The sequence below is a fragment of the Devosia sp. ZW T5_3 genome (genome assembly GCF_044987315.1).
Classification (GTDB): Bacteria; Pseudomonadota; Alphaproteobacteria; order Rhizobiales; family Devosiaceae; genus Devosia.
In genome coordinates this window covers 250309-270727 of sequence record NZ_JBJDRE010000002.1, presented here as the reverse complement: position 1 = coordinate 270727, position 20419 = coordinate 250309, and the positions used below count along the sequence as shown (strand labels likewise).

The following is a 20419-nucleotide window of genomic DNA, read 5'->3' as shown; positions in this document are numbered from 1 at the left end:
TGACCCAATTTGGGCAACCCTTCAAGACAATTGTTGCCAAAATGTGACAGTGTGATCAAACGGCCGCAATTTCGCCAGTGCGGCGAACGGTTTGTAAACAGCCGCATCAATTGCGGCGGCTGTGCTTGACGATCTCGATGCTGTGGGTGCGGATTTTCTTGCGCAGCGTATTGCGATTGAGGCCGAGCAGATCGGCCGCCTTGATCTGGTTTCCGCCGCAGGCATTGAGCGCCATGGCGATCAACGGCGCTTCCACCCGGTCGATCACGCGCTGATACAGCCCCGCCGGCGGCAGGTTCGGCTCATATTCGCGCAGCAACTGGCCCACATGGGTTTCCACCGCCATGGACACATCGACCGGACCGGCCATGCCGTTGGTCTGCGGGCGCTCGGCGATATTGAGTTCGTTCTGCACGATCTCGGCCGAAATGCTTTCGTCGGCATAGAGCGCCGAGAGGCGACGGACGAGGTTTTCCAGTTCGCGGACATTGCCCGGCCAGGAATAATTCTGCATCAACCGGATCGCTTCGGGAGCGATGGATTTGACCGCCTCCCCTTCGCGCTGGGCGGCGTTGAGGAAATGCGTCGTTAGATCGCCGATATCGTCGATGCGCTCGCGCAGCGGCGGCAGGCGGATCGGCACGACGTTGAGGCGGTAATAGAGATCTTCGCGGAACAGGCCCTGCCGGATCATCTGGCTGAGATCGCGATGCGTAGCCGCGACGATGCGCACATTGGTCTTGATCGAGGATCGGCCGCCGACCATGGTGTATTCGCCTTCCTGCAGCACGCGCAGCAGGCGGGTCTGGGCATCCATCGGCATATCGCCAATTTCGTCGAGGAACAGCGTGCCGCCCTCGGCCTGCTCGAAGCGACCGGAAGAGCGGGTATTGGCGCCGGTAAAGGCCCCCTTCTCGTGGCCGAATAGTTCGGCTTCGATCAGGTCGCGCGGAATGGCAGCCATATTGATGGCGACAAAAGGCCCGTTACGGCGCTTGCCGAAGTCATGCAGCGCCCGCGCAACCAATTCCTTGCCGGTGCCGCTCTCGCCGGTGATCATCACCGTCAGGTCGGTCTGCATCAGGCGCGCCAGTGCGCGGTAGATATCCTGCATGGCGGTCGAGCGGCCAACCAGCGGCATGGTCTCGCCCGGCTCTTCGGCCTTGCGCTCGGCGGTTGTCGGCTTTTTGGCGTCGGCCAGCGCGCGGGCCACCACCGAAAGCACTTCGGTAATGTCGAACGGCTTGGGCAGATATTCGTAAGCGCCGACTTCAGAGGCGCGAATGGCCGTCATGAAGGTGTTCTGCGCCGACATCACGATCATGGGCAGATCGGGGCGCAGCTTCTTGATCTTGGGCATGACCTCGAAGGCATTGCCATCGGGCATGGCCACGTCGGTGATCAGGATATCGCCTTCGCCGCGGCTCACCCAATTCCACATGGTGGAGATATTGCCGGTGGGGCGCACTTCGTAACCGGCGCGGGTCAGCGCCTGGTTGAGCACCATGCGGATGGCCGCGTCATCATCGGCTAGCAGGACAACGTGGCTCATTTTGCCGATACCTCTTCAGAAGACGCGTTGAAGGCCCCGCTGGCGACGGGCAGGAGAATGCGGAAACGGGTGCGGCCGGGGCGGCTATCGCAATCGATGACGCCGCCATGGTCGCCCACGATCTTGGCCACCAGTGCCAGGCCGAGGCCCGAGCCATTGAGCTTGGTCGTGACGAAGGGATCGAACAGGAACGGCAGGATATCGGGCGGCACGCCGGGGCCATTGTCCTCGATGACAATTTCGAGCGGCAGCGAGATGCGCTCGGACACACCCGTCACGCTGATGCGAATGCCTGGGCGGAAGGCCGTGGTGATACGGATTTCCGGTTTCTGTGTGCGCTCAAGGGCTTCCGAAGCGTTCTTGACCAGATTGAGGAAGACCTGAATGAGCTGGTCGCGATTGCCATAAACCGGTGGCAGCGACGGATCATATTCTTCGGAGAAGGCAATACCCCGGGCGACGCCGTTGCGTGCCAGCAGTTTTACCCGATCGAGAATGACGTGGATATTAATCGGCTCGCGCTCCATCGGGCGCTCGTCGCCAAACACTTCCACACGGTCGATCAAGCCGACAATGCGGTCGGTCTCTTCGCGGATCAGGCGAGCCAGCGGGATTTCGTCGCTCGCCACGCTCTGCTCAAGCAATTGGGCGGCGCCGCGAATGCCCGAGAGTGGATTCTTGATCTCATGCGCCAGCATCGAGGCCAAGCCCGTCACCGAGCGCGCCGCGCCACGCGACACCATCTGGCGGTCGATCTTGTCGGCCATGGTCCGCTCCTGGATCAGCAGCGCCACACGGCCATCGCTATCCGAAAGCGGGCTGGCGAACACGTCGGCAATACGCTCATCGCCAAAGCGGGACGAGCCGACGCGGACGCGATATTCGGTCATGGGCCCGCGGCGCAGGATGACGGTTTCAACTAGGCTGATAATGGGCGACCCGAAAGCGATGAGATCGTCCAGGCGCTGGCGCGTCAAAACGCTCAGGGAGGCGCCAAAAAACGCCTCAGCGGCATAATTGACGAAGATGATCTGGCGATCTTCGTCGCAAACGATGATGGGCTGGGGCAAAGCCTGCAGCACCGCAGTCGAAGGCACGCTGGCCAATTTGCTCGCATTCGTAGACGCGCTCATGCCGCCGCCTTCCATTCGCCCGAGAAAATCGCGCCGATCATCTCGAGCACATGAGACGGCGTTTCGTTGTTGAGAAAGGCAGTGCGGGTCGGCTTGTCGAGCGCGATGCCGGCGGCCTCCAGATACCAATCCAGATGCTTGCGCGCGGCCCTCAGGCCCACCACCGTGCCATATTCGACCAGGATGCCCTCGTAATGCTCGGCAACCAGTTCGGCAAGCGCCTCGCCCTGTGGGGCAGGCTGCGCCTCGTTGCCGGCCAGTTCATCGCCAATCTGACCAACAGCCCATGGACGGCCCTGGGCGCCACGACCCAACATGACCGCGGCGGCGCCGGATTGCTGCAGGGCCTCGCGCGCACTGGCAAAGTCCACAATGTCACCATTGACCACGACAGGCACGTCCACCGCCTCGACAACCGCCCGCACCAGTTCCCAGCGGGCATTGCCCTTGTAAAATTGCTGGCGGGTGCGGCCATGCACGGTGATCATCTGGGCGCCGGCATCGACGGCCCGGCGGGCGATTTCGGGGGCATTGAGGCTGTCATCGTCCCAGCCCAGGCGCATCTTGACGGTGACCGGTAGCGGGGTGGCGGCAACGACTGCGTCGATCAGCGTCATGGCATGATCGGGCACGCGCATCAGCGCCGAGCCGGCATAGCCATTGGTGACGCGCTTGGCCGGGCAGCCGAAATTGATGTCGATGATATCGGCGCCCGCATCGTGGGCGATCTTGGCGCCACGCGCCATCCATTCGGCCTCGCAGCCCGCCAGTTGCACCATGTGGGGCAGCGTGCCGGGGCGGCCGAGCTTACGCACCATCTCTTCATTGCCCACGCCCAGGGCATTGCTGGCGATCATCTCGGATACGACCATGCCAGCGCCGAACCGCTCTGCGAGGACACGAAACGGGCGATCGGTGATTCCCGCCATGGGAGCAAGCAAAGCATGACTGCGAACCCGATGGCTCCCAATGCTCAACTCGCAGGCAATTTCAGACAAGGACTGCCCCAGAAATGGTCATTTTTGAATTTCTGCCCGCACAATAATCAAAAGCGCCGCTAGCGCAACACCTTATGTACCGTTGCCGCGTGTGCGGCAGCCCTGCACTTGCCGCATGACACCGGCACGGCTAGACCAGATTCATGTGACGGTTTTCCGGGTTGAGTGTCTGTTCCGATATGCGTCAAAAATCCATCGCCGTCATCATTGTTGCTGCTGGCCAGGGTGAGCGTGCGAGTGCCGGCGGAACGCCCGATCCCAAGCAATACCGCAATGTCGCAGGCGTGCCGGTGTTGCAGCGGACCATCCAGGCATTTCTCGACCATCCTGCCATCGGCCAGATTCTGCCCGTTATCCACGCAAGCCATGCAGAGCGCTACGCCGCTCTTGGCCTCAACGACAACCGCCTCCTGGCGCCGGTACTTGGGGGCGGCACGCGGCAAGCCTCGGCGCTGGAAGGCCTCAAGGCCCTGGCACCATCGAGGCCTGATCTGGTGCTGATCCAGGATGCGGCGCGGCCGTTTGCCACCACCGACCTGATTGGCGACGTCATTGCGGTGCTGGACCAATATGATGGCGCCCTGCCCGCTCTTGGTGTCACCGACACCATAAAGCGGTCGCTGGACGGCCGCCTGGTCGTTGCCACCGAGGATCGCAACCAGCTTCATGCCGCCCAGACGCCGCAGGGTTTCCGCTTCGGGCAGATTTTTTCCGCGCATATGCGCGCTTCCACCATTCGCCGCCGGTTCACCGACGACGCAGAAATCGCCGAATGGGCGGGGCTCAAGGTCGCCATGGTGATGGGCGACCCCGACAATATCAAGATTACGCATCCCCAGGATTTCGAGCGGGCCGAGCGGATCGTTTCAGGAGATTTCGCTATGGAAACCCGTGTCGGCACCGGCTTTGACGTGCATCCATTCGAGCCCGGTGACGCTGTATGGCTGGGCGGGGTGCGCATTCCCTATCAAGCCAAGCTCAAGGGTCATTCCGACGCTGACGTAGCGCTGCATGCGCTGACCGACGCCATTTTGGGCGCCATCGGCGAAGGCGATATCGGGGTACACTTTCCGCCGGCCGATATGCAGTGGAAAGGCGCGGCCTCCACCATCTTCCTCAAGCACGCTGGCGATCTCGTGACCGGAATGGGCGGTCGCATCGTCAATCTTGACGTGACAATTGTCTGCGAAGGACCCAGGATTGCGCAACATGTGCAGGCAATGCAGGCGGTGATTGCCGAAACACTGGGAATTGCGACCAACAGGATCGCGATCAAAGCGACAACGAGTGAAAAGCTCGGCTTTACCGGGCGGGAGGAAGGTATCGTGGCCATGGCGAGTGCGAGTGTAGAAGTACCGAGGGGGGATTGATGGCAGCCAGGGCAGCGCGCGATCCCGGCAAGGAAGTCATCGATTTCCTCACGCAGGCCGGTAAGACCATTGTTACCGCAGAGAGTTGCACCGGCGGCATGATTGCCGCGGCGTTGACCGACGTTCCAGGCTCATCCGCCGCCTTTTATGGCGGCTACATCACCTACGCCAATTCTGCCAAGTCGCGCATGATCCAGGTCCCTGCCCGGCTCATCCATGATTACGGCGCGGTGTCCAACCAGGTGGCCCGAGCCATGGCGGACGGCGCGCGCAATACGGCGCGGGTCGATTTTGCAGTGTCCGTGACCGGCATCGCTGGCCCCGATGGCGGCACCGAGAAGAAACCGGTGGGCTTGGTTTATGTAGCGGTGTCGTCGGAACTGGCCACGGTGGTGATCGAACACCGCTTCGGCGATATCGGTCGCGATGCCGTGCGCCGGGCCACTGTGGAAGCGGCGTTCGAACTGATCCTGCAGGTGCTCAATAGCGACGACGACTAAAGCTTAGTTGCCGATCAGCACAAAGGCATTTCCGTCCGGCGCCTGCATGACGGCCACATGACCTTGCTCGATGGGGAATGGTTCGGCCAGCCAGCGAACGCCTGGGCTCTGGCGCAATTGCTCATAAGCGCGGCGAACGTCGGCAACCCGTATTTCGACCTCAATCATCCGCCGATCAGGATGCGTGCTGAGTACAAGTTGCGAACTGGTCTTGTCGGGGAAATCCAGCCCAACCAAAGTCCAAGGCCTGCCGTCGTCAAGCAAGCGGTCGAGCCGCCAAGCCTCGGTCGTGCCCATATCGCCAAGGAACGTCAGGGATGTCTCGATGTCGTCCGTGTGCAAACAAACGCAATCGAGCCGTTCGAACATCGCTAATCCCCGTAGCGGCTGTCCGCCTCATCGGCGAAGGCGCGCATGATTTCGTCCTGCTTGGCGGCGAAAGCCGGCTCGGCCACGGCGGCGATCAGCGGGTTGGAAATCTTGAAGTCGATTTCGAAGCGCACGCGCGTGCCCATGCCCTCCGGCTCGAAGCTCCATACGCTATCGAGATAGGCAAAGGGGCCATCCACCGCCTTGGCACGGATGGTCAGCGCTTCGGGATCGACAGTCACCCGGCTGGTATAGGCTTGCGTGATCGGGCCGAAGAACAGCGTCATCTTGGCCAGCCTTATATCGGCCGCGCCGGCGGCGGGGTCCTTGCGGACCTCCATTGCCTTGCAATTGGGGATGAAGCGCGGATAGTCCGACAGGTCGGCGACGATGTCGAACATGCGCTTGGGCAGATGCGGCACATGCCGTTCGAAAAAGCGTTTCATCAGTGGCCGAGCTTTGCCATCCGGGCTGCCTTGAGCTTGGCGAAGTCTTCGCCAGCGTGGTGGGACGAGCGGGTCAAGGGACTGGACGAGACCAGGGAAAAGCCCTTGGCAGTCGCAACGGTGGCGTAGGACTTGAATTCATCGGGCGTGACGAAGCGCTGCAGCGGATAGTGCTTCTTGGTCGGCTGCAGATATTGCCCGATGGTCAGGAAATCCACATCGGCCGAACGCAAATCGTCCATCAGCTGGAGCACTTCATTCCGCTCTTCGCCGAGGCCAACCATGATACCGGACTTGGTGAACATGGTGGGGTCGAGTTCCTTGACCTTTTGCAGCAGGCGGATCGAGTGGAAGTAACGCGCGCCGGGCCGCACCTTGAGATATTTCGAGGGCACAGTTTCAAGGTTGTGGTTGAACACGTCTGGCTTGGCTGCCACGACGATTTCGAGGGCCCCTTCCTTGCGCAGGAAGTCAGGCGTCAGGATTTCGATCGTGGTGCGGGGATTGTGCGCGCGAATGGCCAGGATCACGTCGGCAAAATGCTGCGCGCCGCCATCGGCCAGGTCGTCGCGGTCCACCGAGGTGATGACGACATGCTCAAGGCCGAGCTTCTGCACGGCCAGGGCAACCTTTTCCGGTTCACTCGCGTCGAGCGGGCCGGGCATGCCGGTGCGCACATTGCAGAACGCGCAGGCGCGGGTGCAGATTTCGCCCATGATCATCATGGTCGCGTGCTTCTTGCTCCAGCATTCCCCGATATTGGGGCAGCCGGCTTCTTCGCACACGGTCACCAGCCCATGCTCGCGCACGATCTGCTGGGTTTCCTTATAGACCGGAGAACCCGGCGCTTTCACGCGGATCCAGTCCGGCTTGCGCAGCACGACGCTGTCGGGCCGGTTGGCCTTTTCCGGGTGGCGCGGTTTGAGCGCCGAATTATCAATGAGCGTAACCAATTTTGGTCCTGACTGGGCAGAGCGTGCCCGTTATATCGCTCCCAAAGGCTGCCGGTTCAACCCGGTCTTTATGATGGGCTGCCCCCTACTTGGCGACAACTCGCGCCACGATGATGACGACGATAGCGCCAATCGTTGCGGTAATGATCTGGCTCACCAGCACATTGCCGATGGGCAGTGAAATATTGGCCACCGACAGCAGCCAGCCCCCCACAAAGGCGCCAATGACGCCCACGATCAGGTTGCGCAACAGCCCACCGCCACCAAGCAGCAGTCCGGCGAGCCAGCCGGCGACCAGGCCGATGGCCAGAAAGATCAGTAGTTCCTGCATTCCGACGCTCATTGCATGATCTCCGCTATGTCGACCCATTCGCCGCCCCGGGCGGCGGAAGTGATAGTGGCCTGCACCAAGGCAAGCGAATGCAGGTTGTCCTCGCCCGAGCTGAACCGGGCAGGAACCGAGCCGGACTCGATCACTTTGGCGATCGCCGCCAATGTGCCGGTACGGTCGGTGAATTCGACGGGCGCCAGTGAGACGGGAACGGCTTCCTTGTCGCGCTCACGCAGGCTAAGCCGGTCGGGGCCGGCCTTGCCCATGAAATGATCGCGCGAACTCCAGATGATCTCGCCTTCCGAGCAATCCATGGTCCATTCGCCCGCCCACGGCGTTACCGGGCCGCTGCTCATCCAGCTACCGCGATAGGAGACGATAGTACCCTTCTCGAATTCCAACGTCGCCACGCCGATCGGGTGATGGCCGAAGGGACTGGCCGCCGGGTTCCAGGTGCGGCAGGAGACGCGCTTGGGCTCGTCGCTCAGCACCATGCGCATCAGGTCGAAATGGTGGATCGACATATCGGCCAGCAGCGGATCGGGCATGTCCCAATAGCGGTAGCCCTGGCTCGGTGCGTGGCGGCGGAAATCGATCGAGACCAGGTTCACCGGCCCGAACTTCTGCGCGCCGATCAGCTCGGCTGCGGCAATCGGCGCAGGCTGGAAGCGATAATTCTGGCTGACCATCAGCACCCGGCCATTGGCCTTGGCGAGATCCACCAGTTCCTTCGCCTGCGCGATGGTCGAGGCGAAGGGCTTTTCGACCAAGACATTGAAACCCAGCTCGAGGCACCGCTTGACCACCGGATAATGTGCCTCGGTGCGCAGCGTGCAGATGGCAAGGTCGGCTTCGACACCCTTGGCTGCCTCATCAAGGCTCAGGAAGCAGCGCTTCTCCTCGATGCCGAGTTCGTTCTGTACGCGCTTGACCGCGTCCGGATTGGAATCGACATAGCCCACCATGTGAATGCTGGGAACTTTGGGGATAACTTCCTTGGTCCAGCTGAATCCCCAGTGTCCGAGGCCGACTTGGATGGCTTTGACCATGTGGATAACTCCTTCAATTCCGTTGCTGTTGCGCCCCACCCTGCACGCGTAGCAGGGCGAGGTCGTGGCAACGGCGGTGAGCAGTTGCGCGCTAGATGTTCAGCGCGCGACCATAGGCGTCCAGAACGCTTTCCTTCATCGTTTCGCTCAGGGTCGGGTGCGGGAAGATGGTGTGGATCAGTTCTTCCTCGGTCGTCTCCAGGTTCATCGCGATGACGAAGCCCTGGATCAGTTCGGTGACTTCGGCACCAATCATGTGCGCACCCAGAAGTTCCCCGGTCTTGGCGTCGAAAATGGTTTTGACCAGCCCATCGGGCTCGCCCAGGGCAATGGCCTTGCCATTGCCGACAAATGGGAAGCGCCCCACCTTGATCTCGCGACCCAATTCCTTGGCCTTGGCTTCGGTCAGCCCGACGCTGGCCACCTGCGGCTCGCAATAAGTGCAGCCCGGCACCTTGAGCTTGTCGAGGCCATGCACCTTGAGACCGGCAATCTTTTCGACGGTGATGACAGCCTCATGCTCGGCCTTGTGCGCCAGCATCGGCGGGCCGGCGACGTCGCCAATGGCCCAGATGCCGTCCACATTGGTCTTGCCGTAGCCATCGATGACAATGGCGCCGCGCTCGGTCTTGACCCCGACGGTCTCAAGCCCCAGTCCTTCGATATTGCACTGTACGCCGACAGCCGAGATCAGCTTGTCGCCCGCGATCTGCTGCTTCTCGCCGGATTTCAGCTCGACATGGGCGACCACGCCGTCCTTGGTCTTTTCGACCTTGGCGACCTTGGCATCGGTCAGGATCTTGATGCCCCGCTTTTCCAGGCGCTTGCGAGCAAGGCCGGAAATCTCGGCATCTTCCACCGGCATGATCTGCGGCAGCAGCTCGATAATGGTCACTTCGGCGCCCATCGAGCGGTAGAACGAGGCAAATTCGACGCCGATGGCGCCCGAGCCCATCACCACCAGCGATTTGGGCATGGCGGCCGGTTTCATCGCTTCAAAATAGGTCCAGATCTTGTCGCCATCGGGCTCGATGCCGGGCAGCACGCGCGGGCGAGCACCGGTAGCGATGATGATGTTTTTTGCCTTGTACGTGCCCTCGCCCAGAGCATTCTTGGGAACGGGACCCTGCGGCTGCACGATGGCCTTCTTGGTCGGGGCGACCTTGACTTCGCCGGGCTTGGTGATGACCGCTTCGCCCCAGATGATGTCGACCTTGTTCTTCTTCATGAGGAACTGGACGCCATTGTTCATCTGCGCGGCAATGGCGCGCGAACGCTTGACCACGCCATCGATATCGACGCCGAATTTCTCGACCGTCAGGCCGTAATCCTTGGCGTGACTCATATGGCCGTAGATTTCGGCCGAGCGCAGCAACGCCTTGGTGGGAATGCAACCCCAGTTCGAGCAGATGCCAGCCATATGCTCGCGCTCGATAATGCCCACCTTCATGCCGAGCTGCGCGCCGCGAATGGCGGCGACATAGCCGCCCGGACCGGCACCGATGACGAGAAGATCGTATTGGTCAGCCATTTTGGCCTCCAGAGTTTGGCCTAGAGGCCGAGCATGGATTTGACGACGGGCACGAGCCCGACGCCGATGGCGCGGGTATTGGCCGCATCGAGGTGAACGCCGTCAGCCGGGTCGGCCTTGGCCACCGTGGACGCGTCGAAGAAGCCGGTATTCCACTCCTGCGCACGGCGCGCATAGTGAGCGGCAAACTGGCTCGATTGCTCGAGCCCATGTTGCAGCCCGCCGAAATGGCCGAGCATGTCGGCATTGTCGCTGTCGCAGATCAGCGGTGGCGCAACGAGAATAATCTGGGGCGCGGTTTCGCCCTTGCCCGCCGCCTGCCCCCGAATGATCTGCACCAGACGGCGCAGGCCAAACGAAGCCTCGAGAGCCGAACCGCAGACGGCGGGCTTGAGGTCATTCGTGCCCAGCATGATGATGACCAGATCGAGCGGCGAATGGCTGTCGAGCAGGGTCGGCAGGATGCGCGCCCCATTGCGATCAGCCGCAGCGTACCAATCATCCGAAGCCGTCGTGCGGCCGCCCAACCCTTCGGCAATCACCCGCGCCTTGCCGCCCAGGCCTTGCTCCAGCACACTCGGCCAGCGATCTTCATAGGCATGCCGCGGCCCATTAGGCTGCGGATTGGCGCCGTAGGTCAGGCTATCGCCATAGGCGAGGATGGTTTTCATGCGCCCTGCCCCTTAGGCCAGCATCATCACGGGATTTTCGATCAGGCCCTTGAACACGCCCAGCACTTCGGCGCCCAGCGCGCCATCGACGGCGCGGTGATCGCAGGAGAGCGTGACTGTCATGAACTGGCCGATCTTGATCTGCCCGTTTTCGGGATAGACGCGTTCCTCACCAACGCCGACCGCCAGGATCGTGCCATGCGGCGGATTGATCACCGCGGCAAATTCCTTAATGCCGAACATGCCCAGGTTGGACACCGATGAAGCACCGCCCTGATATTCATGCGGTGCCAGCTTCTTGTTGCGGGCGCGGCCGGCCAGATCCTTGACCTCTTCGGAGATTTCGCGAAGCGTCTTGGTATCGCAGGATTTGACCACGGGCGTGAACAGCCCGCCCGGCACCGACACGGCAACCGCTACGTCGCTGCGCTTGTGGTAGAGGATCGAGTCCCCCGCCCAGGTGGCATTGGCCGCGGGCACGCGCTGCAAGGCCACAGCCCAGGCCTTCATCACGAAGTCATTGACCGAGAGCTTGAAGGCCGGCTTGCCCTCCTTGCTCTTGGGCGCCGAGGCATTGATCTGCTCGCGAGCCGCCAGTAGCGCATCGATCTTGCAATCGAGCGTCAGGTAGAAATGCGGCACCGTCTGCTTGGATTCGGTGAGGCGCGCTGCCACGACCTTGCGCATGCCATCGTTAGGCACCAGTTCGTAGCTGCCTTCTTCGTAAAGCGCGATGACCTGGTTCTTGCTCATCCCGGTCGCAGGAGCCGCACCGGCCGATGCCGTCGCGGCAGCAGGCTTGGTTGCACCCTTGCCCGACTTGGCGGCCTCGACGTCCGACTTGACGACGCGGCCCTTGGGGCCCGAGCCGGCAATGGCCGACACATCGATCCCGGCTTCCTTGGCCAGGCGCCGGGCAAGTGGCGAAGCAAACACCTTGCCGCCTTCAGCTTTGGCCGGGGCGCTGGAGCCTGAATTGGCAACCGGCGCCGGATCGGCCTTGGCGGTCGGCGCCGTCTGGGTGGCGGCGTCAGCGCGCATCACCGTGCCGGCGTCGGCTTTTGGAGCATCAGCCTTAGGCGCTTCCGCCTTGGGGGCCTCGGCGGGCTTGCTGCCCCCCGCCCCAATGGCGCTGGCGTCCTCACCTTCCTGCAGCAACACGGCAATGACCGCGTTGACCTTCACATTATCGGTGCCCTCGGCAACCATGATCTTGCCGATCTTGCCCTCGTCAACGGCCTCGACTTCCATCGTGGCCTTATCGGTTTCGATTTCGGCGATCACGTCACCGGAGGAGACGCTGTCGCCCTCCTTGACGTGCCATTTGGCAAGCTTGCCCTCTTCCATCGTGGGGGAGAGCGCCGGCATGGTGATTTCAATCGGCATCTCGTCTCTCCTTACGAGCGGTACGTCACGGCATTGACCGCCGCGATGACTTCATCGACGTTGGGCAGCGCCAGCTTTTCGAGATTGGCGGCGTAGGGCATCGGAACATCCTTGCCGGTCACGCGCATGACGGGGGCGTCGAGATAATCGAACGCCTGTTCCATGACGCGGGCCGAAATCTCGGCACCGATGCCGCCCTGCGGCCAGCCCTCTTCCACGGTTACCAGGCGCCCGGTCTTTTTGACCGACTCGATCACGGTGTCACTGTCGAGCGGGCGCAGCGTGCGCAGATCGATCAGTTCGACATCGACGCCCGCCGCGACCAGCTTTTCCGTGGCCTGGGTGGCATAACGCATGCCCATCGAGAACGAGACGATGGTGACGTCCGCACCCTTGCGGGCAATGCGGGCCTTGCCGATCGGCAGCACGAAATCATCGACCTTGGGGACCAGGCCCGTGGAGCCGTAGAGAATTTCGTTTTCGAGAAAGACGACCGGGTTGGGCGAACGAATGGCGGCCTTCAGAAGGCCCTTGGCGTCGGCGGCGCTATAGGGCGCAATGACGGTGAGGCCGGGAACGTGGCTATACCAGGCCGAATAGTCCTGGCTGTGCTGGGCGCCAACGCGCGAGGCAACGCCGTTCGGGCCGCGGAACACCATGGGCGCGGTAACCTGGCCGCCCGACATATAGAGCTGCTTGGCGGCCGAGTTGATGATCTGGTCGATTGCCTGCATGGCAAAGTTCCAGGTCATGAATTCTACGATCGGCTTGAGGCCGGCAAAGGCTGCACCGACGGCGAGACCCGCAAAACCATGCTCGGTGATCGGGGTATCGATAATGCGCTCGGGGCCGAATTCCTGCAGCAGGTTCTGCGTGATCTTGTAGGCGCCCTGATATTCGGCGACTTCCTCGCCCATCACGAAAACGTCCTTGTCGCGGCGCAGCTCCTCAGCCATGGCCTCGTTCAGCGCCTGGCGCACGGTCATCTCGACCATCTCGACGCCTTCGGGCAGATCGGGGTCGCTCTGGGCTTCAAACTTTGGCGCGGCCGGAACCGTGGCAGCAGCGGGTGCAGCCTCGGCCGCCTTTTCAGCTGGAACCACCGGGGCCTCAGCCGGCTCCGGGGCGGTCTGCGCGGCAGGCGCTGCACCGGCGGTTTCGCCTTCGGCCAGGATCAGCGCGATGGGCGTATTGACCTTCACCGCGTCCGTGCCTTCGGCGATCAGCAGTTCCTTGACCACGCCTTCATCGACCGACTCGACTTCCATCGTCGCCTTGTCGGTTTCGATTTCGGCCAGCACGTCGCCGGATTTGACACTGTCGCCGACCTTGACCAGCCACTTGGACAGTTTGCCCTCTTCCATGGTGGGCGACAGCGCAGGCATCAGAATTTGGGGCATTTAACTCTCCAGCGAGGGGGCGCCGGGCATCGCGGCCACGCGGCGGGCAGGAATTTCAGGATTGGATTGAATAAAGGCAGTGGTGCTCTCGGCCGGCGCAGGGCGATTGGCGGACCAACCGCTCAGCACCAAGCCAAGCACCAGAAAGATCAGGAAGGCGATGACGGCGCGCTTGTAGATTGCCAGGGGCGCAGCCGCCTGCGGGCCGGCCTTGGCGTCGAGCTTGCTGAACTTCCACCAGCCGAGCGGAAAGAACGAGCCGATCTGCTCGCTGGCGGGCGCCAGGCGAGTGATCGCCATGGCCTGCACGACAGCCACGACCGCCGACAGGATGGCAAACAGCACGATGACACCGAGCAGGATACTCATGCCGGCCTCCCACCACTGTCGATGACCGACGCCGCTAGGAATTGGGCTACGCCCTCCTCCACGCGCTTGGCCAGCGCCTTGGGCAGGGGCTCGTAGCCATTGGTCATCAGCACGGTGAGCTCGCGATAGCGGAGCTGCAGATAGATCAGTGCGCGCAGTGCCAGCGGCCAAGTGTCGAGGTCGCGCGTATAGGAGCGGACATCGGCCCGGTCATCACCGAGATAGCTGCGCGCGAAGATCGTCTGCTCGTCCGCCCCGAAGACATAATCGAGAAAGTTGTAGTGATACTCGATGTCCCCGTTCGGGCTCGTGCCCACGTCCAGCCCATGGGTAATGGACACGGGTACGCCGTTGATACTCTCGACAATGTCGACAGGGCCGGTCATCAGGCTGAGATGGTGATGTCGGTCCAGAGCTCGGACGCATCCGGCTCGGGATCGTTGGTCGCAAAATCGGCGGCTTCGGTGACGATGGCGCGGATTTCGTTTTCCGTTGCCTTGAGCGATTCTTCGGTTGCATAGCCCTCGGCCAGCAGCCGCGCCTTGATCTGCTCGATCGGGTCGCGTTCCTGGCGGTACTTGGTCACTTCGTCCTTGGTGCGATATTTCGCCGGGTCGGACATCGAATGGCCGCGATAGCGATAGGTCAGCATTTCGAGGATGAACGGGCCCTTGCCCGAGCGGGCATGCTCGATGGCGCGCTTGGCGGCATCATAGACCATGCGCACATCCATGCCGTCGACCTGCTCGCCCGGAATGTCGAACGAAGCGCCGCGCTTGGAGAAATCGGTGGTTGCCGACGAGCGCTCGATCGAGGTGCCCATGGCGTATTTGTTGTTCTCGATGATGAACACGACCGGCAGGTTCCAGAGCTTGGCCATGTTGAAGCTCTCATAGACCTGGCCCTGGTTGGCCGCGCCGTCGCCGAAATAGGCAATGGAGACCGAACCGTCGCCCTTGTACTTGGCCGCAAAGCCGAGGCCCGTGCCCAGCGACGCCTGCGCGCCGACAATGCCGTTGCCGCCATAGAAGCGATGCTCGTTGGAGAACATGTGCATCGAGCCGCCCTTGCCGCGCGACAGGCCGCCCTGGCGTCCGGTCAGCTCAGCCATGACGCCCTTGGGGTCGAGCCCCATGACCAGCATGTGGCCGTGGTCGCGATAGCCGGTGATCTGCGCGTCCTTGCCCTTTTCGCTGGCCATGGTGATGCCGGTGACGACAGCTTCCTGGCCGATATAAAGGTGGCAGAAGCCGCCGATCAGGCCCATGCCATACATCTGGCCGGCCTTTTCCTCGAAGCGACGGATCAGCAGCATCTCGCGATAGGCTTCGAGCTCCTGTTCCTTGGTCAGCTGAGGTATGTTGGATTGCGTCTTGGCCTTGGTGGCCACAGCCTTACGCGCCATAGGGAACGCTCCGCATCGGAATGGATTTGCCGCAGGGCCCGAATTGGCCACACAACGCCATCATAGTGCAAGCAATTGGCGGAAAGCAATGCCCAAGCGGCAGATCGGATCAACGCTAAAGAATTGAATCCGCTGATATAATTTCGTTTAACTGATCTTTGGCTAATTCATCGAATTTACCGGAAAGTGGTTTACCACTCACCGGATCAACCATGACGATAATGTCATTCGCATTGGCCATGTTCAGCAGCGCCCGAGCCCGCTCGGTGACGATATCGGGATCAAGCTTGCGGCTATCCATCAGCGTCGAGCGGTGCCGGAACGCATCGATTTCCGCCTGCAGCGCCGCAGAGCGCGCCTTGAGCACATCGATATCAGCCAGTATCTGGCCCCGATTGTCGATGCCGAACTGCCCGCTGATCGCCGAATAGGCCAAATAGCCCTGAAACCCGAGCAAAGCCACAGTCATTGCCAATGGACGCCAAATGGCCGGACGTTTGAGACGGGTGGGCATGGGCAAAACCGAATACTGAACGCGGCCAGTATGGCTGACAATGCCTTAACGCGGGGTTGCGAAGCAGTGCGTTAGCCGACAGCTACGGTGCACCCAGCTTGGAGTGTGGTGCCACCACGGTCGGCGCCACCCCTCTCCTCAAAGCGCCACGTAGTCGATCTCCAGAAACCGCGCCACTTCCGGCACCCAGCGGTCCCGCACGAACGCAACATGCTCCGGATGCTCATTATAGCCGGTGTACGCAGCCTGATCGGCAAATTCCATCGAGAAGCCGAAGGCATAATCGTTCTTCGGACTGACCTGCCGCAACTGCTCGAACTTCTCGACGCCCGGAATGTGTGCCAGCACCTTGGCATTGCGGAGGAAGGCACCCTCCTCCGCCGATCCAGCCTGATGCTTGAGCGTGAAGACGACCGTATGCCGGATCATGCTTCGGTCCCGATCGCTTCATTGGCAGCGATGGCGGCCATGTTGACAATGCCGCGGCTGGTGGTGGACGGCGCCAGGATATGCGCCGGCGAACGCGGCCCCATCAGGATCGGACCGACGGAGAGGGCGTTGTTCATTTCCTTGAGCAAGGTCATGGACAGGTTGGCGGCGTCAAGGTTCGGGAAGATAAGCAGATTGGCTTCGCCGGTCAGCACGGTGTCGGGCACATAGCGCTCGCGCAATTCCTGATTGAGCGCCAGGTCGCCCTGCATTTCGCCTTCGACGATCAGGTCCGGAGCGATTGCCTTGAGCTTGTTATAGGCCTCGCGCATCTTGTAGGCGCTGTCGCCATCGCGCGAACCGAAGTTCGAATAGCTCAGCAGCGCCGCGCGGGCCTCGATGTTGAAGCGCTTGAGGTGGTCGCGCGCCTGCAGTGTGATGCGCACGATTTCGTCGGCGGTCGGGTCCTGGTGGACATAGGTATCGGCCAGGAAAAACGCGCCGCGCGGCATGATCAGCATGGAGAGCGCCGACACGTCATTGAGCCCGTCCTGCAGTCCGATGACCGAGCGGATATCGCGCACATGCTTGATAAAGCGCCCCTGCAGGCCACAAATCAGCGCATCGGCTTCGCCGCGCTTGACGGCCAGGGCGCCGATCACGGTCGTATTGGTGCGCACCATCTGGCGGGCGGTGTCGGGCGTGACGCCGTCGCGGCCGACCAGCGAGTGGAACAGTGCGACATAGTCGCGATAGCGCGGATCGTCTTCGGGATTGATGATCTCGAAATCGGTACCGGGCTTGAGGTTGAGCCCGAAGCGCTCGATACGTGCCTCGATCACCGCCGGGCGGCCGATCAGGATGGGCCGGGCAATGCGTTCCTCGAGCAGCACCTGGGTGGCGCGCAGCACGCGCTCGTCTTCGCCATCGGCAAAGGCGAGGCGCTTGTTCTGCCCCTGGGCCCGATCGATGATCGGCTTCATCACGAGCCCGGAGCGGAACACGAAGCGGTTGAGGCTATCGAGATAGGCCTTCCAGTCGGTGATCGGCTTCTTGGCCACGCCCGAATCCATCGCCGCGCGGGCGACGGCCGGCGCGATGCGCAGAATCAGCCGCTGATCGAACGGATTGGGAATGATGTGCTCGGGGCCATAGACGGCCGGCGTGCCCGAGGGCGAGGATTCCAGCCCCGGCTCATGCGCCAGCTTGGCAATGGCGCGCACGGCCGCCAGCTTCATTTCCTCATTGATCGTGGTGGCGCCAACATCGAGCGCACCGCGGAAAATAAACGGAAAGCACAGCACATTGTTGACCTGGTTCGGATAATCCGAGCGGCCGGTGCAGACCATGGCGTCCGGCCGGACTTCCTTTGCCAGCTCCGGCATGATTTCCGGGTTCGGATTGGCCAAAGCCAGAATCAGCGGCTTGGGCGCCATCTTGGTCAGCATTTCGGGCTTGAGCGCCCCGGCAGCCGAGAGGCCCAGGAACACATCGGCGCCATCGATCACTTCGGCGAGGCTCGTCGCCTCGCTGGTGCGGCGGAACTGACCGCGCCACTTGTCATTGACGTCGTTGCGCTTGTGGGTGACCAGACCATCTTTGTCGGCGACCCAGATATTCTCGTATTTTGCGCCGAGCGCGACCAGCACATTGAGGCAGGCAATAGCCGCGGCCCCTGCCCCGGACGTGCAGATTTTGACGTCTTCGATCTTCTTGCCGGCCAGTTCGAGTCCATTCAGCACCGCAGCACCGACAATGATAGCGGTGCCATGCTGGTCGTCATGGAACACCGGAATTGGCATGCGCTCGCGCAGCGTTTCCTCGATTTCAAAGCAATCGGGCGCGCGAATATCTTCGAGGTTGATGCCGCCAAAGGTGGGCCACAGCGGCGCCACGGCATCGATGAATTTCTTGGGGTCGATCTCGTCGATTTCGAGATCGAACACGTCGATGCCGGCGAATTTCTTGAACAGGACCGCCTTGCCTTCCATCACCGGCTTGGATGCCAGCGCGCCGATATTGCCCAGACCGAGCACGGCGGTGCCGTTGGAAATCACCGCGACCAGGTTCTGGCGCGAGGTATAGCGCGCCACGCTATCCGGATTCTCCGCGATTTCCTCGCAGGGCGCCGCAACGCCGGGAGAATAGGCCAGCGCCAGATCGCGCTGGTTGCCCAGGGGCTTGGTTGGCTGGATTTCCAGCTTGCCCGGCTTGGGGAATTCATGGAAATGCAGGGCCGCTTCGCGAAGGGCTTTCCGCTGCTCGTTGATGTCGGTGGACACGAGGTATTCTCCTGGCGATCCGGCGGGGACCATCGGACAATGGATTGCCGGCACGCGTACGTGCCATCAATCCGGCAGGATGAAAAGACCTAATGTCCGAAGGGGACTTGCCGTCTAGGCAGCGCTGGCGACACTGGCCTCGCCGCGCCGCCGGGTCGGATGGGTCGCCTGCAGCGCCAGGGCCAGTTCCTTGAATGCCCCGACCTTGAGTGCCGGCGCAAAAATGAAACCCTGGGCATGCAACACGCCCCGCGCCCGCAGGTAGAGCGCCTGCGCTTCGGTCTCCACGCCCTCGGCCACGATCTCGCAATTGAGGTCCTTGGCCATGGCGATCAGCCCGTCCAGCACCGGCACCTGGGTCGTCTCCGGCTTGACCATATCAACAAACACCCGGTCGATCTTGATCACGTCCACGCCAAGCGTGGCGAGATAGGCCAGGTTGGAGTGTCCGGTGCCCGCATCGTCCATGGCCAGCTTGGCGCCCAGCGCATGCAGCCCGGCAATCACACTGATCGCCACGGTCGAATTAGCCAGCGGGCGACGCTCGGTAATCTCGAACACCAGCTGCCGATAGGCGATCGGTGAGCCCCCGAAGATGGCCTGCACGTCCTCGATAATGCTGCCATCGCGGAAATGCCCCTCGAACAGGTTGATCGACACCTTGAGGTCGGGCATCTGCCGGCACAATTCGCCCAGGTCGAACTTGACCTGCTGCATCAGCGACAGCGTCATGGGTATGGCGAGGCCCGTGACTTCGGCATAGTCGATGAACGCACCCGGCGGCACCACTTCGCCATTGCGCTTTTCCCAGCGGCACAGCACTTCGCAGCCGACCAACTCGCCCGTCCGCAGGTTGATGACCGGCTGGTAATAGGGCTTGATCTGGCCGCGGGCGATGGCGCGTTCCAGATCGAAAGCCGGCACGCGCGAGCGGCGAACATAATGCAGCGCCATCAGCAGGAATCCTGCGCTCATCAGGCAAGCCAGGACGGTGAAGCTCATATCGAGATCGGCGTAACCTGCGCGCACCACGGCAAACGGCACGGCGGCCTCGATCTTGAGCGGCAATTCCCCGGCAAAACTCTGCGCCGAAACGAATTCGGTAGCCCCCTGCCCGTCAAACGCCGTCGCGTCGCCCAGGGTGAATACCGAGGTACCATTGGTCAGCACCACGCGCAGCATGCCGGCAGCGGGAATGGTTTGGGCCAGCCCCGCCTGGCTCTGGCCGACCAGCGGCACAAAGGCGGAAACCCGCCGCGTCGTGCCAAATACCTGTGTGATCTTGAGCGCCGGCATTGCCATCTGGCCCAGCTTGACCACCGTGATTGTCTCGGTATGCCCGGGGATCGGCAGGCTTTGCGACAGCGGCGAATAGGAAATCGTACGGCCAAAGGCGTCGCAATATTGGACACCATCGGCATTCTCGACCAGCACCTGCTTGAGGTTGAGGCTGGATTCGATCTCGTCCTGCACATTGGCGACAAAGGTCGGTGTACAGAGCGAGGGACTGGCCGCCAATACCCGCCGCAGCGAGGCCACCGCATCCATCGCGCCGATTTCGATTTGTGAACTAACCAGGCTAGCGGATTGTTGAATCACCGCTTTTTCGCGGACCCGCACATAGGCGTCGAGCAGATAGTCCACCGCCAGGATGGGCACGAACGCCAGAATGGCGCCCAACAGCATCAGGATGTGGGAATACCGCGACTGCACAAAAACGAATCCGGGAAA

At 62.0% G+C, this 20419-nt stretch carries 21 protein-coding genes; 2 read left to right on the top strand and 19 right to left on the bottom strand.

All coding sequences use genetic code 11. The features are described 5' to 3' along the window. Positions 1-106: 106 nt before the first annotated feature. Genes ntrC through dusB form a run of 3 tightly spaced genes read right to left on the bottom strand, consistent with a single transcriptional unit; the run spans position 107 to position 3662 of the window. On the bottom strand, positions 107-1552 hold the full coding sequence (gene ntrC, locus ACI3KW_RS03800; protein WP_035096789.1) for a nitrogen regulation protein NR(I): 1446 nt from the start codon (positions 1550-1552) through the stop codon (positions 107-109). Next, positions 1549-2685 carry a nitrogen regulation protein NR(II) gene (locus tag ACI3KW_RS03795; RefSeq protein WP_113120523.1) on the bottom strand — a complete coding sequence of 379 codons (1137 nt, stop codon included), beginning with the start codon at positions 2683-2685 and terminating at the stop codon, positions 1549-1551. Before ACI3KW_RS03795 ends, ntrC begins: the two co-directional genes overlap by 4 nt. Further along, a complete protein-coding gene (gene dusB, locus ACI3KW_RS03790) occupies positions 2682-3662 on the bottom strand; it encodes a tRNA dihydrouridine synthase DusB (RefSeq protein WP_404847045.1) in 981 nt (326 codons plus the stop codon). The genes ACI3KW_RS03795 and dusB overlap by 4 nt, the downstream gene beginning before the upstream one ends. A 200-nt stretch (positions 3663-3862) precedes the next feature. Between dusB and ACI3KW_RS03785 the strand changes: the two genes are divergently transcribed. Beyond that, entirely contained in the window at positions 3863-5053 is a 1191-nt protein-coding gene (locus ACI3KW_RS03785) for a bifunctional 2-C-methyl-D-erythritol 4-phosphate cytidylyltransferase/2-C-methyl-D-erythritol 2,4-cyclodiphosphate synthase (RefSeq protein ID WP_404846989.1), read from the top strand. Beyond that, positions 5053-5553, top strand: a complete 501-nt coding sequence (locus tag ACI3KW_RS03780; RefSeq protein ID WP_404846988.1) for a CinA family protein — start codon at positions 5053-5055, stop codon at positions 5551-5553. Before ACI3KW_RS03785 ends, ACI3KW_RS03780 begins: the two co-directional genes overlap by 1 nt. Positions 5554-5556: 3 nt before the next feature. Here ACI3KW_RS03780 and ACI3KW_RS03775 read toward each other — a convergent pair whose 3' ends face one another. From ACI3KW_RS03775 to ACI3KW_RS03700, 16 genes are all read right to left on the bottom strand, one after another. Continuing rightward, on the bottom strand, positions 5557-5922 hold the full coding sequence (locus ACI3KW_RS03775) for a VOC family protein (RefSeq protein WP_404846987.1): 366 nt from the start codon (positions 5920-5922) through the stop codon (positions 5557-5559). Positions 5923-5924: 2 nt separating this feature from the next. Next, positions 5925-6368: a type II toxin-antitoxin system RatA family toxin gene (locus ACI3KW_RS03770; RefSeq protein WP_262167732.1), complete on the bottom strand. Its 444-nt coding sequence runs from the start codon at positions 6366-6368 to the stop codon at positions 5925-5927. Then, complete coding sequence (gene lipA, locus ACI3KW_RS03765) at positions 6368-7321, bottom strand: lipoyl synthase (protein ID WP_262167734.1); 954 nt, start codon at positions 7319-7321, stop codon at positions 6368-6370. The genes ACI3KW_RS03770 and lipA overlap by 1 nt, the downstream gene beginning before the upstream one ends. An 85-nt stretch (positions 7322-7406) precedes the next feature. After that, positions 7407-7664, bottom strand: coding sequence for a GlsB/YeaQ/YmgE family stress response membrane protein (locus tag ACI3KW_RS03760; RefSeq protein WP_262167736.1), 258 nt, complete (start codon positions 7662-7664; stop codon positions 7407-7409). Beyond that, on the bottom strand, positions 7661-8701 hold the full coding sequence (locus ACI3KW_RS03755) for a Gfo/Idh/MocA family protein (protein WP_404846986.1): 1041 nt from the start codon (positions 8699-8701) through the stop codon (positions 7661-7663). Before ACI3KW_RS03755 ends, ACI3KW_RS03760 begins: the two co-directional genes overlap by 4 nt. Positions 8702-8792: 91 nt before the next feature. Then, on the bottom strand, positions 8793-10232 hold the full coding sequence (gene lpdA / locus ACI3KW_RS03750; RefSeq protein WP_262167740.1) for a dihydrolipoyl dehydrogenase: 1440 nt from the start codon (positions 10230-10232) through the stop codon (positions 8793-8795). A gap of 20 nt (positions 10233-10252) precedes the next feature. After that, entirely contained in the window at positions 10253-10903 is a 651-nt protein-coding gene (locus ACI3KW_RS03745; protein ID WP_113120456.1) for an SGNH/GDSL hydrolase family protein, read from the bottom strand. A 12-nt stretch (positions 10904-10915) separates the two neighbouring features. Next, a complete protein-coding gene (locus tag ACI3KW_RS03740) occupies positions 10916-12289 on the bottom strand; it encodes a pyruvate dehydrogenase complex dihydrolipoamide acetyltransferase (protein WP_404846985.1) in 1374 nt (457 codons plus the stop codon). Positions 12290-12300: 11 nt separating this feature from the next. Continuing rightward, positions 12301-13689, bottom strand: coding sequence for a pyruvate dehydrogenase complex E1 component subunit beta (locus ACI3KW_RS03735; RefSeq protein WP_404846984.1), 1389 nt, complete (start codon positions 13687-13689; stop codon positions 12301-12303). Then, the gene (locus ACI3KW_RS03730) at positions 13690-14058 is read right to left on the bottom strand and encodes a hypothetical protein (RefSeq protein ID WP_404846983.1); all 369 of its coding nucleotides are present in this window, start codon (positions 14056-14058) and stop codon (positions 13690-13692) included. It lies immediately after the preceding gene. After that, positions 14055-14444, bottom strand: a complete 390-nt coding sequence (locus tag ACI3KW_RS03725) for a hypothetical protein (protein ID WP_404846982.1) — start codon at positions 14442-14444, stop codon at positions 14055-14057. Before ACI3KW_RS03725 ends, ACI3KW_RS03730 begins: the two co-directional genes overlap by 4 nt. Further along, positions 14444-15463: a pyruvate dehydrogenase (acetyl-transferring) E1 component subunit alpha gene (gene pdhA, locus ACI3KW_RS03720; RefSeq protein ID WP_113120450.1), complete on the bottom strand. Its 1020-nt coding sequence runs from the start codon at positions 15461-15463 to the stop codon at positions 14444-14446. The genes ACI3KW_RS03725 and pdhA overlap by 1 nt, the downstream gene beginning before the upstream one ends. A 115-nt stretch (positions 15464-15578) precedes the next feature. Continuing rightward, the gene (locus ACI3KW_RS03715; RefSeq protein ID WP_404846981.1) at positions 15579-15977 is read right to left on the bottom strand and encodes a septum formation initiator family protein; all 399 of its coding nucleotides are present in this window, start codon (positions 15975-15977) and stop codon (positions 15579-15581) included. 138 nt (positions 15978-16115) lie between these two features. Further along, positions 16116-16406, bottom strand: coding sequence for a Dabb family protein (locus ACI3KW_RS03710; RefSeq protein ID WP_404846980.1), 291 nt, complete (start codon positions 16404-16406; stop codon positions 16116-16118). After that, a complete protein-coding gene (locus tag ACI3KW_RS03705; protein ID WP_404846979.1) occupies positions 16403-18721 on the bottom strand; it encodes an NADP-dependent malic enzyme in 2319 nt (772 codons plus the stop codon). The genes ACI3KW_RS03710 and ACI3KW_RS03705 overlap by 4 nt, the downstream gene beginning before the upstream one ends. A gap of 81 nt (positions 18722-18802) precedes the next feature. Then, a complete protein-coding gene (locus ACI3KW_RS03700; protein ID WP_404846978.1) occupies positions 18803-20401 on the bottom strand; it encodes an EAL domain-containing protein in 1599 nt (532 codons plus the stop codon). Positions 20402-20419 lie beyond the last annotated feature (18 nt).

Coding starts and splice junctions, on each gene's coding strand:
- ntrC (WP_035096789.1), bottom strand. CDS start 1,552: ATGAGCCACGTTGTCCTGCTAGCCGATGATGACGCGGCCATCCGCATG.
- ACI3KW_RS03795 (WP_113120523.1), bottom strand. CDS start 2,685: ATGAGCGCGTCTACGAATGCGAGCAAATTGGCCAGCGTGCCTTCGACT.
- ACI3KW_RS03785 (WP_404846989.1), top strand. CDS start 3,863: ATGCGTCAAAAATCCATCGCCGTCATCATTGTTGCTGCTGGCCAGGGT.
- ACI3KW_RS03780 (WP_404846988.1), top strand. CDS start 5,053: ATGGCAGCCAGGGCAGCGCGCGATCCCGGCAAGGAAGTCATCGATTTC.
- ACI3KW_RS03775 (WP_404846987.1), bottom strand. CDS start 5,922: ATGTTCGAACGGCTCGATTGCGTTTGTTTGCACACGGACGACATCGAG.
- ACI3KW_RS03770 (WP_262167732.1), bottom strand. CDS start 6,368: ATGAAACGCTTTTTCGAACGGCATGTGCCGCATCTGCCCAAGCGCATG.
- ACI3KW_RS03760 (WP_262167736.1), bottom strand. CDS start 7,664: ATGAGCGTCGGAATGCAGGAACTACTGATCTTTCTGGCCATCGGCCTG.
- ACI3KW_RS03755 (WP_404846986.1), bottom strand. CDS start 8,701: ATGGTCAAAGCCATCCAAGTCGGCCTCGGACACTGGGGATTCAGCTGG.
- lpdA (WP_262167740.1), bottom strand. CDS start 10,232: ATGGCTGACCAATACGATCTTCTCGTCATCGGTGCCGGTCCGGGCGGC.
- ACI3KW_RS03745 (WP_113120456.1), bottom strand. CDS start 10,903: ATGAAAACCATCCTCGCCTATGGCGATAGCCTGACCTACGGCGCCAAT.
- ACI3KW_RS03740 (WP_404846985.1), bottom strand. CDS start 12,289: ATGCCGATTGAAATCACCATGCCGGCGCTCTCCCCCACGATGGAAGAG.
- ACI3KW_RS03735 (WP_404846984.1), bottom strand. CDS start 13,689: ATGCCCCAAATTCTGATGCCTGCGCTGTCGCCCACCATGGAAGAGGGC.
- ACI3KW_RS03730 (WP_404846983.1), bottom strand. CDS start 14,058: ATGAGTATCCTGCTCGGTGTCATCGTGCTGTTTGCCATCCTGTCGGCG.
- ACI3KW_RS03725 (WP_404846982.1), bottom strand. CDS start 14,444: ATGACCGGCCCTGTCGACATTGTCGAGAGTATCAACGGCGTACCCGTG.
- pdhA (WP_113120450.1), bottom strand. CDS start 15,463: ATGGCGCGTAAGGCTGTGGCCACCAAGGCCAAGACGCAATCCAACATA.
- ACI3KW_RS03715 (WP_404846981.1), bottom strand. CDS start 15,977: ATGCCCACCCGTCTCAAACGTCCGGCCATTTGGCGTCCATTGGCAATG.
- ACI3KW_RS03710 (WP_404846980.1), bottom strand. CDS start 16,406: ATGATCCGGCATACGGTCGTCTTCACGCTCAAGCATCAGGCTGGATCG.
- ACI3KW_RS03705 (WP_404846979.1), bottom strand. CDS start 18,721: ATGGTCCCCGCCGGATCGCCAGGAGAATACCTCGTGTCCACCGACATC.